Raw genomic sequence first — 13,427 nt, forward strand, 5'->3', positions numbered from 1 at the left:
TAGGTTACCAATCCCTGTACGTAGTTGCACGAATAGCGAAAGCTCTCGGCATTGCGGCAATCTAGGTACTCGTTACCGAACGACGCTAGGGAAATGTCATAGGGGAACATGAGATCCCGGCACATGCAGTCCAAGATCACGTATCACAGATAAACCGGGGGGGGGTCGTCATCGTCAGGCAAGTCGCTTTGGCCAGCCGTTGTCGAAAATACTTCGATGGATTGATAGTTGAGCATCTGACACGTCCTGTAAGAGGCTGCCAGTTACTGATTAAAAGCGAGCCGAAAAAGATCGAGACCACAACAATGAGTGAACTCCTTCCCGCGCTTATTCGCTCTGCTGGTATTGCGGTAGCTTATAAACTTTCGGTGGCCTTGTTTGGCGATAGTGCTCCATTTGTCTCTACTTGGTTAATTAAAATAACTGGAGATATATTGTCGCCCTGGTATTTCTATGTGGGTACCGGATTGATTTCTATTGTGGCCTTGTTAATTTTGCGCAAGGATGATTTTGTGGTGTGCTCGAGCTTTTCGCAGATTGTCACTTTTGATAATAGTCAGAATAATAATATTGATCGTCAGATACAGCGATAGTTTAGCCGGTAGTCGGATGTATGAATTTACCATGATTGCTGCGTTAAAATAATTAAAAAACATAGCCTGAGGTGTGCAGTATGACTTTTGAAAACAAAACTGCTTTTGTAACTGGTGGTGGTTCGGGTATTGGCGAGGCTGCTGCGGTTGCGTTGGGGGCCAAAGGTGCTCACGTAGTAGTGGCTGATCTGAACCTAGAGAACGCATCTAAAGTCGCAAATTTTATTTTGAATCAAGGTGGTAACGCCATTGCTGTATCGATTGATGTGTCGGACGCAAATTCCGTGGATTCCGCGTTCAAAACTGCTGAGGAATGGTATGGAGGCACCACCCACCTGCTAGTCAACAGCGCTGGCATTCTGGGAATTCACGCGTTTATCGACTATCCGCTTGAGCTGTTCAACAAGGTGATGGCTGTGAACGTCACGGGTACTTTTCTGTGCTCACAGCGTGCCGGCAAAAGCATGATAAAGGCGGGGTACGGTCGTATAGTCAACGTTGCGTCGGTGAGCGCCGTACGTGCTGGGATTGGGCGTACCGCTTATGGCACTTCTAAAGCAGCCATGGTCGGGCTTACTAAACAGCTTTCAATGGAGCTAGGCCCTCATGGTATTACAGCAAACGCTATCGCCCCAGGCCCAGTTCTCACTCCATTAACTGAGGCGAGTTATACGCCCGAAACAATTGAAGCGTACACCTCAATGATCCCAGCACGTCGCCTAGGGGTACTTGATGACATGACCGCGACAATCATTTTTCTGCTATCTGATGGTGCGGCATATATCAATGGCGCATATTTGCCGGTTGATGGTGGGTATCTCGCTAGCGGTGTAAGCAAGACGGGAAAGTTGAATTAACTAGCTATACTCCTTGAGCTCTTAATGGGCCCAAGATCGCCTAAATCAACAAATTTTTTAAATAATAATAAATCTAATTAGGTGTGAGATATACCATGTCTGTGCTTATTGCTTTAGCAGCGTTAGGTTTCCTCATGTTCATGGCCTACCGGGGGCACAGTGTCATACTGGTAGCTCCATTGGCGGCCCTCGGTGCTGTTTTTTTTGTCGATCCATCATCCGTCGCACCCATCTTCTCAGGTGTATTTCTTGAAAAGATGGCGACATTTCTAAAGCTGTATCTGCCGGTGTTTTTGCTAGGCGCTGTATTTGGGAAGGTCGTTGAAATATCTGGATTTTCTGAAGCTATTGTAGCTGCAGCAATCCGCTATTTTGGTCGCTCTAAGGTTAACTTTATCGTAGTGGCCGCGTGTGCGCTGATGACTTACGGTGGCGTTTCCGTATTCGTTGTTGTCTTTGCTGTATATCCGTTTGCGGCGGAGCTTTATCGTCAAAACAATATTCCCAAGCGTCTGATGCCTGGTGCACTAGCCTTGGGTTCGTTTTCTTTTACTATGGATGCCCTTCCCGGTACACCACAAATCCAGAATATAATCCCAACTACTTTTTTTAATACGACTTCTTGGGCTGCTCCGATACTAGGTGTTTCGGGTTCCATATTTGTATTAATTGTAGGTTTGATCTATTTGGAGTATCGACGCAAATCTGCTATGTCCGCGGGTGAAGGTTATGGCGAGGCTCATACTAATGAACCTGAACGTGTCCAGTCCGCTAATCTACCTAATCCCATTCTTGCGTTGGCTTCTTTGCTAGTAGTGGGGGTTGTTAACTACTGTCTCACCGTATACATTCCGACTTGGTACAGTGCTCTATACTCAATTAGTCCCGAATTTTTTCCAGGGCTGCCGGCGCTTATTACTGGAAAAACCTCTAGCACAGCCGCTATTTGGGCAGTACAGGGCGCGCTACTTTGTGGCATCTTATTTGTGGTAGCTGTTGCATTTAGGCAGATCCGCGAGCGCTTTGTAGCGGGTGCCAAACAAGCTGTTTCCGGCGCTTCTATGGCAGCGCTCAATACAGCGTCTGAATATGGCTTCGGTAGCGTCATAGCAATCCTGCCAGGGTTCCTCGTGGTTAGTAGTGCTCTCCAATACCTCCCCGATCCCTTAATAAAGGCTGCTGTTTCGGTAAGTACGCTAGCAGGGATCACAGGATCTGCGTCAGGAGGGCTGAGCATTGCCCTCGCCGCAATGGGCGATCAACTTATTGCAGCGGCTAACGCTGCAAATATTCCGCTTGAAGTTATGCATCGCGTCGTATCGATGGCAAGCGGTGGCATGGATACGCTACCTCACAATGGTGCGGTGATCACATTGCTTGCCGTCACTGGACTCACCCATAGACAGTCATACAAGGAGATATTTGGGATAACCATCATCAAGACCATTGCAGTGTTCTTTGTGATTGCGATGTTCTATACCACCGGGCTTATTTGAACAGTGTGCTAGTGCCAGTAGTGCCATTTTTTGGTCATATCTCAGTAGTAGATTTTTAAAAGGCATGTTGGCTCAAGTTTTTGCAGCGTATTTCGTAGTCGATCGAACCATAAATATGGTTCACATGATTATCGCCTAGTAAAGTAAGGAGAGAATAGATGCAAGCTGAATCGAAAGTCTCACTGAAACTCCCCGAATCTGTTGCCGAGTTGGCAAAAAAATTAACATATGTCACTCCGCAAAACGCCCCTTTTGTTCCTGGTCGTCGTGCTTTTTTCAAATATCGCGATCTTGGCTTAACTGATGCAACCGCCGGTGTAGCTAGGGCGCAGGTCACCTGCGCAACTGATGTAATGGAGCAGACTGGATGGCATTATCATATCTGCGATGTTCATTTTATATACGCACTTCGGGGGTGGATTGAACTTCAGTTTGAAGACGGGCGCACTATCCGTGTTGAAACTGGCGAATCGCTATTTATCCCGCCAGGACTTAAACACAATGAAACGGCTATCTCATCGGATCTTGAGCTGTTTGAAATGTCAGTGCCTGCAAAAATGGGAACAGTCGCCTGCGAGCGGCCAAGTCACTTGCCAGCAGGTTTTTAGTCAGCCACCAAGCACTTTAGATATGTGTGAGGCGGAACCTCAATTGTTCCACCTCATCTGAATGTTCAGATTAACTTTTTATAAAAGTGGTGAAAATGAGTAAGAAGGGCTACCTTTTTGCGGAGCTTACAGTTACCGATCCAAATGCCTTTTACGAGGAATATATGAGCAGGGTGAAGCCGGTAATAAAGAAATTCGAAGCAAAATTTTTAGTTGCAACCGATTCGCCTGAAGTGATTGAGGGTGAGCGAGTCGTGCCGCGTGATTTTTCTTGAGTTTTCGTCCGTCGAGAAAGCTCGCGAATTTTATTACTCCCCAAAGTATGAAGATATTATCGATTTCAGATTCAGATCCTCATCAGCTCATCTGTATATCCTTGATGGGGTCGCCGGGTAGTGTCCTCTACTTGCTCATGCGATTTTGGATTCCAGACTGCGTTCAGATTGCTATGGATTTATTTAGAACTGTTGCTTTGGGGTTGGTCAGAAGTCGTCGGTGATTAACCGACTGGAAGGAATGTTTATACCCCGCTCTATTTGGTGAAGTGAAAAGCACTGCAATGTCAATAAATGAACCGCAGTTGTGTGGCTCATCCCTAGCACAAAATAAAAACAAGGTGCCAGTGATGTTTAATTTTTCTCAAAGACTCGCGTGTGTCTGCTCGTCTCTGTTAGTTGCCCCCTTCGCTTCCGCAAATTTTGTCGATGATTTCAAGGGCAGCCTTGAACTCAGGAATTTTTATTACAATCGAGATTTTAGAAATGAAGGCGCAGCTCAGTCCAAGCGTGATGAATGGGCGCAGGGTTTTATCTTAAATCTTCAGTCGGGTTTTACCGATGGGACGGTGGGCTTCGGTGTTGATGCCCTCGGGTTAGTCGGCGTGAAGCTGGATTCGAGTTCGGATAGAACGGGATCTGGCTTGCTTGCTTTTGATTCCGATCGCAATGTTGAGGATGAGTACGGTAAGTTTGTTGCCACGGCAAAAGCGCGTTTAGGGAAATCGGAAATGAGGATAGGTGGTGTCAATCCTCTTATGCCCTTGCTCTGGAGCAACAATAGCAGGCTCTTGCCACAAGTTTTTCGTGGCGGCCTACTAACTGTCAATGACATCGGCAGACTCACGGTGACAGCGATACGCATCACTGCTGTCAAACAAAGAAATTCAACTGATTTTGAATCTCTCACGGCTACTGGGTATGCTCCTGTTGAAGCGGACAATTATAATTACTTGGCCTTCGACTTTAAACCAACAAGTAATGTAGCGCTAAGTTTGCACGCGGCTGAGCTTGAAGATCTTTACCGTACTTATTTTGCTGGTATAAAAACTACACAGCCACTCCTTAAAGGGAATGTAATAGCCGATGTGCGTTTTTTTGATTCGGGGGAGAGCGGGTCAAATAAGCTTGGCCGCGTTGATAATCAAACGTTAAGTAGTTATTTTGCTTACAACCTACAAGGGCATACCTTCGGTGGCGGTTATCAGAAGGCGTGGGGCGATACGCCATTCGCTTTCGTTAATGGCGCTGATTCTTACCTCTTCGGCGAGTCGTTGGTAAGTACGTTTACTGCACCAAATGAGAAAGTTTGGTTTGCTCGTTATGACTATGACTTCGCGGCGTTGGGTTTGCCTGGCCTATTACTCACAACCAAATATGTCAAAGGGGATGACTTAAATCCAGAGCCTCTCACGACCCGGCAAGCTGCTGCTTTGCGCCTAGTCGGAGATCAGGGAAAAGAATGGGAGAGGGTAACCGATATTTCATACGCCATCCAAAGTGGGCCTGCGAAAGGCCTGGCTTTACAATGGCGTAACTCGACGAATCGCTCAAATTATGCAGATAGCGCCAACGAAAATCGCTTGATCATGCGCTATACCTTCAATTTTTGAGTAATCGCACGCCGAGCGTTAGCAGATGATCATGCTGGTCGCTGCACTCCGGCGATCTCCGGGGGGGGGCACTTCCAGCTCTGCTCGACTTGTAAGGTCATGCCTTCGTGGCTATTCATTTTAGCTGGGTACCTCGCTCTACGCGTTGCCACACGACTCACGGATTTCTTTGATGCAACATGTGCGTTAATGCTCTGCAGTCAATCCATCTTGTTCATATGAGATGGTGCTAAAAAACTGTCTATTCATTTGTTCTAATAGCTTTTAAACAGGAAGTAATAATGGTGTCTGCAATCCGGGTTAACCAATTTGGCAATCCTGAACTACTGATACTGGAGGTACAGCACCAACAATCTCCAAGTAAAGACGAGGTTTGGCTTGAACAAGAGGCTATTGGTGTCAATTTTCTTGATGTGCTTCAACGTAAGGGCGCGGTGGCCATTGCGTTGCCATCGGGAATTGGGCTAGAAGGAGCTGGACGCGTCGCTGCAGTGGGTGTTGGGGTAACTAATGTGAAAGTCGGTGATCGCGTCGCTTATGCCACCGGGCCAATTGGTTCGTATGCTTCGCATAGGCTTTACCCGGCAGCGCGGCTAGTCAAAATCCCGGATGGGCTGTCGTTCGACGACGCCGCAGCCGTTATGTTCAAAGGTATTACTGCGCAGTACTTATTGAAAACGACATTTCCCGTTGGGGAGGGCACAACCCTTCTCCTCTACGGCGTAGCGGGAGGGCTGGGGGAAATCATGGTGCCGTGGGCAAAACACTTGGGTGCGACCGTGATCGGGGTGGTTTCGAAGCAGGCCAGTGTCGAAAAAGCCAAGGCGTCAGGGTGCGATGAAGTCTTGGTGTTCGATGCCGATAGCCTGGCGTCGGACGTCGTGCGTATCACCGATGGCAAAAAGGTCGATGTAGTCTATGACCCCTTAGGGCGCATTTCCTTCCAAGCGTCTCTCGACTGCCTGCGATCACGCGGTTTGATGGTGTCGTTCGGCGCGTCGTCGGGTGCCCCTTCACCCGTGGAGCTATCGATGCTCAACGCCAAGGGTTCCCTGTTCCTGACGCGTCCTTCGTTAGCAGCTCATACGGCGACTGACGCTGAGTATCAGGAGCGTGCCCAGGATGTCCTGGCTGCTGTAGATGCGGGTATCATCAAGCCTCGGATCTGGGCGAGCTACTCGCTAGCAGACACAGCATTGGCACATGCCGACCTGGAGTCGGGGCGTTCATCGGGAGCAATCATTCTAAAACCATGAATCCTCAAATTCTGAGTATTCAGCATAGTGACCTGTCGGCGCTGATTGAAAACTGACCCACCGCCTTTACTGGATCAGTTTTCGGTCAGCGGCAACACAGACTGCCACACGTACTGCTCGGCTTAATTTAGGTGGGTTATGCATCCTATGTCTCACTTGTTTTTATTATTGAGCGCAATCCATGTCTGTATTCGGTCGGCAGGATAGCAGGCGCGCTTCAACAGCATGAGCCCTCTGTGCTGGCCGGACTCATGAGAGAGCTGAACACTACGTCTCAGGTATGCTTGATCGCATTAACCCCAAAGCACCAAATTAATAGACTGTCGATAAGCCGTTGATATATATGGTTTTTCTATGCTTTTTAGGGTGTATAAACGTAACCGTAGTTCTTTTGATTTTGCTGTTAGTGCTTTGGGGTGATTGGCGTACAAGAGGGACTGGCCGCATACTATGAGCTGAGAGATTGGACAGGCTTCATTGCTATGAGATAAGTGAGCCCATGATTCCAGCAGCTTCCCCTTTTTACTTCTCGCGTGCCCAGCTCCCACGAAAACCGAGATCCCACATCATTCGCACATCACTGATGAACAAGGTGCTCTCTCGGGACGTCCGACTGCGCTTGTTTTGTGCGGCGGCAGGTAGCGGCAAAACCACCTTGATGGCGGACTGTGCGCGGACTAGGACTACGGGGCGAATTATTTGGCTTTCTATGCATGGGGCGGAGCTAAGCAGCGAAGCATTTCTTCAGGACATCCTTACTGCTTTAACCGATAGTGCGCCAGAGAACACTACCGAATTGCTCTTGACCAAAACGTTGATGGCGGTCTCTGATTCTCTCTGGATTATGCTCGATGACTACCCGCATCGACCTACGCCTGAGCTTGATGCCTTGCTGGGGCGACTACTGAATTTGCCCAATAACTCTGTTCAATGGTGGGTTACTACCAGGCGGCGGATTGGTATCAACTTGGCGAAATTGCTTATTGCTGATGAGCTTCTTGAAGTAAACGGTGTAGATCTCGCCATTACCGAAGGCGAACTGCCCATTCTTTTGGGCGAGGGGAGCGATACCAACGCTTTCGAGAGCACCTTCCGAGAGACTCAAGGCTGGTTTGCTGCTGCCTCAATCTGGCTCGCCGCGCAGCAAAGTCAGCGTAACCACCTTAGCATTAACTACCAACTCGAATCGTTGCTACGCGATTACGTTGAGATCGAGTTACTTGGCACGCTGTCCGAGAAGCTTCGAAGGCAACTGGCCGTTTTGGCCGTTGCTTCAGCTTTCAACGACGCGCTTTGCTCGTACCTCCTCGAGCTTGAAAACAGCCACGCGTGGTTCCGGGATTTGGAAAGCCAAGGCGCTTTTCTTTACCCCATTGCTGAGCATCCCGGCTGGTTTCGGCTAATGCCTACTGCAGCCTCCATTCTGACGATGGAGTTGACTGCAGAGGAGGCGGAGCGTATTCACTTACGGGCATGTAACTGGCTGGAAAATCGAGAGCAATACCGCTTCGCAATCGACCATGCGCTTGCTGCAGGCATGCATGTCCGAGCTACGAAATTACTGGAGCAGCTTGCCAATAGACGTCTGCTATATGGGTTCCAATCTACACAGGTTTTTGAATGGTTCAATGACTTGCCTGTCAGTCTTACCCATAGCAGCATCGACCTAGTTCTACTCAACGCTTTTGCATTTGGAGCAACCTTTCAGGTTGAGAAAGCTGCAACCTGCCTAGAAAGTCTTAACAAATTTTTACCTGTAGCAGATGCCGAGCACCAGCGGCGAACGTTAGCTCGGGCTCAAGCTCTGCTAGGTCTTCTAGCCCATGCATCGGGTGATCATTTGAACGCTCGGCGACATTGCCTAGAAGCCATTGAAGTCTTACCAGTGCAAGATTGGGCGGTACACTTGGTTTGCCACTCAAGTTTAATCAACCACGCATTGTTTGCCGGTCAGCTTGAGGTTGCTGATAACCTATTAGCGTCTGCAAGACAGTTCTTGAAGTTGTTCGAAAGTGAACTACCAGCGTTGGTAGTGGATAACTATCAAGCTGACGTGATGATGGTGCGAGGACAATTGGTGCCGGCGGAGGCAATGCTTGAGCGTAATTTGTTGCTTGTCTCCAACACCATTTATTCCGAGCGAGGCTGGGTTGGCCGCACTTACCTCAAGCTTGGACAGATACAGATGCGGCTTGGGAAAATGGCTTTGGCTGAGGAGCAGTTCTGGACGAGCTTTCGCATTATGCATAATGCTTTAGAACCTGCCGCCTATCAGCCTCTTTTAGAGTTGGTAGACTTAGCACTACTGGACGACGAAGTCGGCAGGGCCAATAGTTTGGTTGATAAGGCAGCCAAGTTATTGGCTGAAAGCAGAATGGTATCATCGAGTTACTTGGCTTGCCTAGAGTTAGCGCAAGCCAAGGTAATGATCCGTCGTGGCGAGCCCGAACGTGCATTGCCGTTGCTCGCCAATATTCAGCAGCGGCATGCGTCGGGAAATAGCACTCAACCTCTTTCCACCATGGAACTGATGTTCGAGTGTGAAGGTTTAATTGTTGAAGTTGGCATGTGTGATTACTTGCAGGCTAGCAGTAAAATTCAAACTATAATCACTAAGGCTTATTCCCTTGGCTACCTTGCCAGCGCCGCCGACTTGACGTTCAAGCTGGCACGCGTTGCTTACAAAGCCGGCGATAAAGAGGAAGCGAGATTATGGCTGCGAAAAGGACTCGAAGCTGCCAAGCCAATGCAGCATCGTTTGCCAATGGAGTATCTGGAGCGAACTTTTCCAGAACTCTGTTCCTTGGTGGAGCGGGATAAACAAGATGGTCTGCTTTCGGAGCGAGAAAAAGAGGTCTTACGTTTGGTTGAAGCTTGCCTATCCAATGCAGAAATTGGGCGACGATTGTACATCTCAATGTTTACTGTGAAAAGCCATATACAGCGAATCTGTGGCAAGCTTGGAGTTAGGCGCAGAGCTCAGGCAGTAGCGAAAGCTAGATCAATGAATCTTCTCTAAGGATATTGAGTCACTTCCGTAAAGGTCGAGCCAAGTTGTATCGGATAAGCGCCAACCTGATTTGAAAATGGATACCTGCCTATCGTGACCGCCTGCTGCCGACGTTGCCTGCTTGGTGCTACGGTAATGGCTCTGTAGCAACCAATTCGAGACATCCATATGAAATCCAATCCGACAATCGATAACGTATTACGCGTCGCGTTGGTTACAGGATCGACTTCCGGTATCGGCGCAGCCATTGCACGTGTACTAAGCCGGGCAGGCTATGCGGTGGTGCTCCATTCGCGAAATTCTGCGGATACGGGACGCGCTATGGTTGCCGAAATGAAACAGGCTATTTACGTGCAAGCTGATCTTACTTTCGAATCTGACAGGGTCAGGCTTGTTAACGAGGCAATCGCCGCATGGGGGCAGCTCGACGTATTGGTCAATAACGCCGGCATTAGCAGAGTCATTCCGCACGGCGACCTTGCCTCTGCCAGTTCGACAGTGTGGCACGAACTTAACGAGGTTAATGTCGTGGCGCCGTTCCACCTGGTCGCTTTGGCCGAATCGGCATTGCGCGATGCCGCCCGTTACCGTCGAGCAGGTTGCGTCGTAAACATCAGTTCGCATGCCGGTATCCGTCCTAAGGGCGCATCAATTCCCTATGCGGTAAGCAAAGCTGCGCTTAATCACATGACCCGCTTGCTCGCGGTATCGCTTGGGCCAGAAATTCGCGTAAACGCTGTGGCGCCTGGCTTGGTCGACACGCCTCTGACCGCAGAGTGGACAGATGCCCAAGAGTTGTGGCGAACACGCGCACCTATGCGCAGGGCCGCTAGCCCAGACGACATCGCAAAAGCTGTTGTAATGCTGGTCGAGTCGGACTACTTAACCGGCGAGATACTCCTGTCAGACGGCGGGTTGAATCTGACCTAGGTTTAGCGTGCTCCGGTGGAGCAGGCGAGAAGACGAGTCACCCTGTTTCGCCGACTCGCCAAACGCCGGACGGATACCATAGCTTTTCAGGGCTGGGTAGAGGGCTTCGCCGGACGGATACTACCCATCCGCGCTCAATTTGCTTCAAGCATAAATGGGCCCTGATGAATGTTGGTTGAAGCGCCGAGACCTGATGATCAAGAGCTACACGACGAAGGTAGACCATTTATGGACGGTCGAGGCCAGGTAGCAGGTGAGAGGGTCAGGTTGGCCGGAGAGGGCTCCTGAGATGCTCTGACTAATGTGAAACTGGGAAAGTAGCTGATCAACATTGTTGATGGCTTTTAGCCTCGATGCCAGCTAGATTTGGAGCTTTCTACGATCAAGGACGGAAATGAAAAAGCTCATCGCAATTATGGGGATGTGCGTTCTACACGTTCAGTGAAGGCCCTACGCCCGGCGTAACTACTGCCACGAACTGAGACCGCCACCTTGCCACTGGGCGACCCACTGCGCTCAGTCAGATGTTGATGGAGCACGCCCATGGACAGAACATATGCCTTCGTGGATGAGTCCGGGAATTCCAACCTTGATACGTCAAAGGGAGGAAGCTCGGGCTTCTTCATCGTGTGCTCCATTCTGGTGGCAGAGAAAGATCTGGAAGGGGATAGTTGGGTCATGCGTAAGCGTCCGAACTACACCGCCTCGCAACTCAAACCTTAATCCGTTTAAACCACTGGTTCACGCGCTCGCACTCAAATGCTGCTGGATCAAAAACATCGCCATGCCATTCAACCATCTCGTCATGCTCTGGATGATCGGGGTTGGCCATCGCTTCCAAAAACTCCTCGTAACCTAGTCCGCCACCTACGTCTTCCGGTGGGCAAGCATTGGCACCGTCGATGCAATACGGCACTTGAGGACAGGCAATGGCGGGTAGTGTTTTTTCGACCTTAATACGGTGATGCCAACTGTCACCAAAGTCATAGAGGTAGTCGAATGTTCGCTTACCGCTCAGCGCCTTGATCAGCGTTTTACGAGCTTCCGGGTTCACCGTCGGCCCCCAGCCATCGGGATCGGGCATGCCATAACGCTCACCGGCAATTTCAAACTCATGCAGATGGCTATCACTCCAGCCCATCACGACCTGGATGACATGGTGCAATTTGCCCAAGGTGATGTTTTCAGGCACCGCGAACCGACGCCAGATCGTCGGAGTGATCCCCTTCAGCTCAATGTGCAGCAGCAACAATTCGGAGGCGGGTTTGGGTACGCGGACAGTTTTAACCATGGATCAAGCGGCCTCGCAGTATTCAGTGTGGTTCAAGGAAATATTCCAGGGCAGCAACTCGCTCACCCGATTGATGGGGTGTTCGGCAATGTGCTCCAGCACGTAGGTCAGATACGCCTGCGGATTTAACCCGTTTAACTTGGCAGTGCCCACCAGGCTGTAAATCGCAGCCGCTCGTTCTCCTCCGGCATCGGAGCCAGCAAACAGGTAGTTTTTGCGGCCCAGCGCGACGGCGCGTAGCGCCCGTTCGGCGGCGTTGTTGTCGATTTCGATTCGGCCGTCATCGCAGTAGCGGATTAAAGCCTGCCACCGATTGAGCGCATAGAAGATCTCACCGCCCAATGCCGATTTTTTCGACAGTTGAGTCAATGTCTGGTTAAACCATGCGTGAAGTTGTTCCAGCAGCGGACTGGCCCGGCTTTGCCGAACCGCTTTTCTCTGATCTGGCGGCTGTCCTCGGATCTCGCTCTCAATGGCATACAGGGCCGCAATCCGTTGCAGCGCGTCGCTGGCAAGTGGTGAAGCCTGATCTTTGTAGACATCGTAAAACTTGCGGCGGGCGTGAGCCCAGCAGGCGGCTTCCTGAATGGTGCCTGCCTCATACAGCTGAGCAAAACCGGCGTAGCCGTCAGCCTGCAAGATCCCGCTGAAATTTTTGAGATGAGCACGAGGATGTTGCCCCTTGCGATCCGGCGAGTAGGCAAACCAGACCGCCGCCGGTGTCGCGTCACCCGCAGGTCGATCGTCCCGCACGTACGTCCATAGGCGAGCCGTTTTGGTCTTGCCGTTGCCCGGCGCGAGCACGCCAATCGGCGTGTCGTCGGCATGGACTTTGTGACCGCTCATGACGTGGTGCTCATGGAAACAAAGGTAAACATTCCGATGGTGGCGATTGGGATCATGGCCCGAGCATTAATCACAGTAGCGTTCTCGGTATTGTGGGCGGCTATCGAGACTATTGGAGCCCAAGCCCTGCATTGCCGCCAGGTATTCAAAAGAACCTCGCACGGGGCAAACCGCTTCCACCCGGGATTGCCAAAAAACTGGACGGTCGGTTGGTCGGTAGATTGCCTCATTACGATGGATACGAATGGCAGCAAGCGGGCACCGACTTGATACTGGTCGCGCTGGCAACCGGGCTCATCTATGAAGTACTCAACGGTGCATTTGATTAATTCTTGAGTGATGAACACAGATGTTCCTCACTTACGCTGTGTGTGCTTCTTCTGGCGGAGGGCTGATGGCGACAGTGTGCAGTCACTTGGTTTTTCGCAGTAATTGAACTGTCCGGCACCGAGTGCGTCTTATAAAAGGTGATATCACCCAAAGGAAGCAATCATGCTTTTAAAGAATAAGAATCTCGTTGCTGTCATGTCCTGCGCCCTGATGCTTGCAGCAGCCCCTTTACTTCCCTCTGACCTCTCTATCATGAACTCCGCCTATGCGAAGGATGGTGGTGGTGGTGGTGGTGGTGGTGGTGGTGGTGGTGGTGGTGGTG

Annotated in this window: 11 protein-coding genes and 3 pseudogenes; 12 read left to right on the forward strand and 2 right to left on the reverse strand. The window is 50.3% G+C overall.

From position 1 onward, the window contains the following. Positions 1-305 precede the first annotated feature (305 nt). From QYH43_RS02280 to QYH43_RS02325, 11 genes and pseudogenes are all read left to right on the forward strand, one after another. Positions 306-593: pseudogene (locus QYH43_RS02280) on the forward strand (hypothetical protein); the annotation flags it as partial. Positions 594-673: 80 nt separating this feature from the next. Continuing rightward, the gene (locus QYH43_RS02285; RefSeq protein ID WP_218425384.1) at positions 674-1,450 is read left to right on the forward strand and encodes an SDR family NAD(P)-dependent oxidoreductase; all 777 of its coding nucleotides are present in this window, start codon (positions 674-676) and stop codon (positions 1,448-1,450) included. A 95-nt stretch (positions 1,451-1,545) separates the two neighbouring features. After that, complete coding sequence (locus QYH43_RS02290) at positions 1,546-2,946, forward strand: GntP family permease (RefSeq protein WP_053154103.1); 1,401 nt, start codon at positions 1,546-1,548, stop codon at positions 2,944-2,946. A 158-nt stretch (positions 2,947-3,104) separates the two neighbouring features. After that, entirely contained in the window at positions 3,105-3,554 is a 450-nt protein-coding gene (locus QYH43_RS02295) for a cupin domain-containing protein (RefSeq protein ID WP_218425383.1), read from the forward strand. 95 nt (positions 3,555-3,649) lie between these two features. Beyond that, positions 3,650-3,829, forward strand: a complete 180-nt coding sequence (locus QYH43_RS02300) for a DUF1330 domain-containing protein (protein ID WP_218425382.1) — start codon at positions 3,650-3,652, stop codon at positions 3,827-3,829. Then, entirely contained in the window at positions 3,816-3,950 is a 135-nt protein-coding gene (locus QYH43_RS26885) for a DUF1330 domain-containing protein (RefSeq protein WP_218425381.1), read from the forward strand. The genes QYH43_RS02300 and QYH43_RS26885 overlap by 14 nt, the downstream gene beginning before the upstream one ends. Positions 3,951-4,179: 229 nt before the next feature. Continuing rightward, positions 4,180-5,442 (forward strand): OprD family porin, encoded by a 1,263-nt coding sequence (locus QYH43_RS02305; RefSeq protein ID WP_301156119.1) that lies wholly within the window; start codon positions 4,180-4,182, stop codon positions 5,440-5,442. Between the two features lie 281 nt (positions 5,443-5,723). Further along, entirely contained in the window at positions 5,724-6,698 is a 975-nt protein-coding gene (locus tag QYH43_RS02310; RefSeq protein ID WP_218425379.1) for a quinone oxidoreductase, read from the forward strand. Positions 6,699-7,281: 583 nt separating this feature from the next. Continuing rightward, the gene (locus QYH43_RS02315; protein WP_218425378.1) at positions 7,282-9,717 is read left to right on the forward strand and encodes a LuxR C-terminal-related transcriptional regulator; all 2,436 of its coding nucleotides are present in this window, start codon (positions 7,282-7,284) and stop codon (positions 9,715-9,717) included. A 159-nt stretch (positions 9,718-9,876) separates the two neighbouring features. Then, positions 9,877-10,638, forward strand: coding sequence for an SDR family NAD(P)-dependent oxidoreductase (locus QYH43_RS02320; protein ID WP_150779002.1), 762 nt, complete (start codon positions 9,877-9,879; stop codon positions 10,636-10,638). A gap of 543 nt (positions 10,639-11,181) precedes the next feature. Further along, complete coding sequence (locus tag QYH43_RS02325; protein ID WP_256352779.1) at positions 11,182-11,361, forward strand: DUF3800 domain-containing protein; 180 nt, start codon at positions 11,182-11,184, stop codon at positions 11,359-11,361. On the opposite strand, the gene QYH43_RS02330 is transcribed toward QYH43_RS02325, so the two are convergent. Beyond that, positions 11,351-11,929 carry a plasmid pRiA4b ORF-3 family protein gene (locus QYH43_RS02330; RefSeq protein ID WP_218425377.1) on the reverse strand — a complete coding sequence of 193 codons (579 nt, stop codon included), beginning with the start codon at positions 11,927-11,929 and terminating at the stop codon, positions 11,351-11,353. The two genes, QYH43_RS02325 and QYH43_RS02330, sit on opposite strands and share 11 nt — an antisense overlap. A gap of 3 nt (positions 11,930-11,932) precedes the next feature. Next, positions 11,933-12,781: pseudogene (locus QYH43_RS02335) on the reverse strand (IS66 family transposase); the annotation flags it as partial. 8 nt (positions 12,782-12,789) lie between these two features. On the opposite strand from QYH43_RS02335, the pseudogene QYH43_RS02340 reads away from it, so the two are divergent. Next, positions 12,790-13,104, forward strand: a pseudogene (locus tag QYH43_RS02340) (anti-virulence regulator CigR family protein); the annotation flags it as partial. Between the last annotated feature and the right edge of the window lie 323 nt (positions 13,105-13,427).

The organism is Pseudomonas sp. C32 (genome assembly GCF_030417915.1).
Taxonomy (GTDB): domain Bacteria; phylum Pseudomonadota; class Gammaproteobacteria; order Pseudomonadales; family Pseudomonadaceae; genus Aquipseudomonas.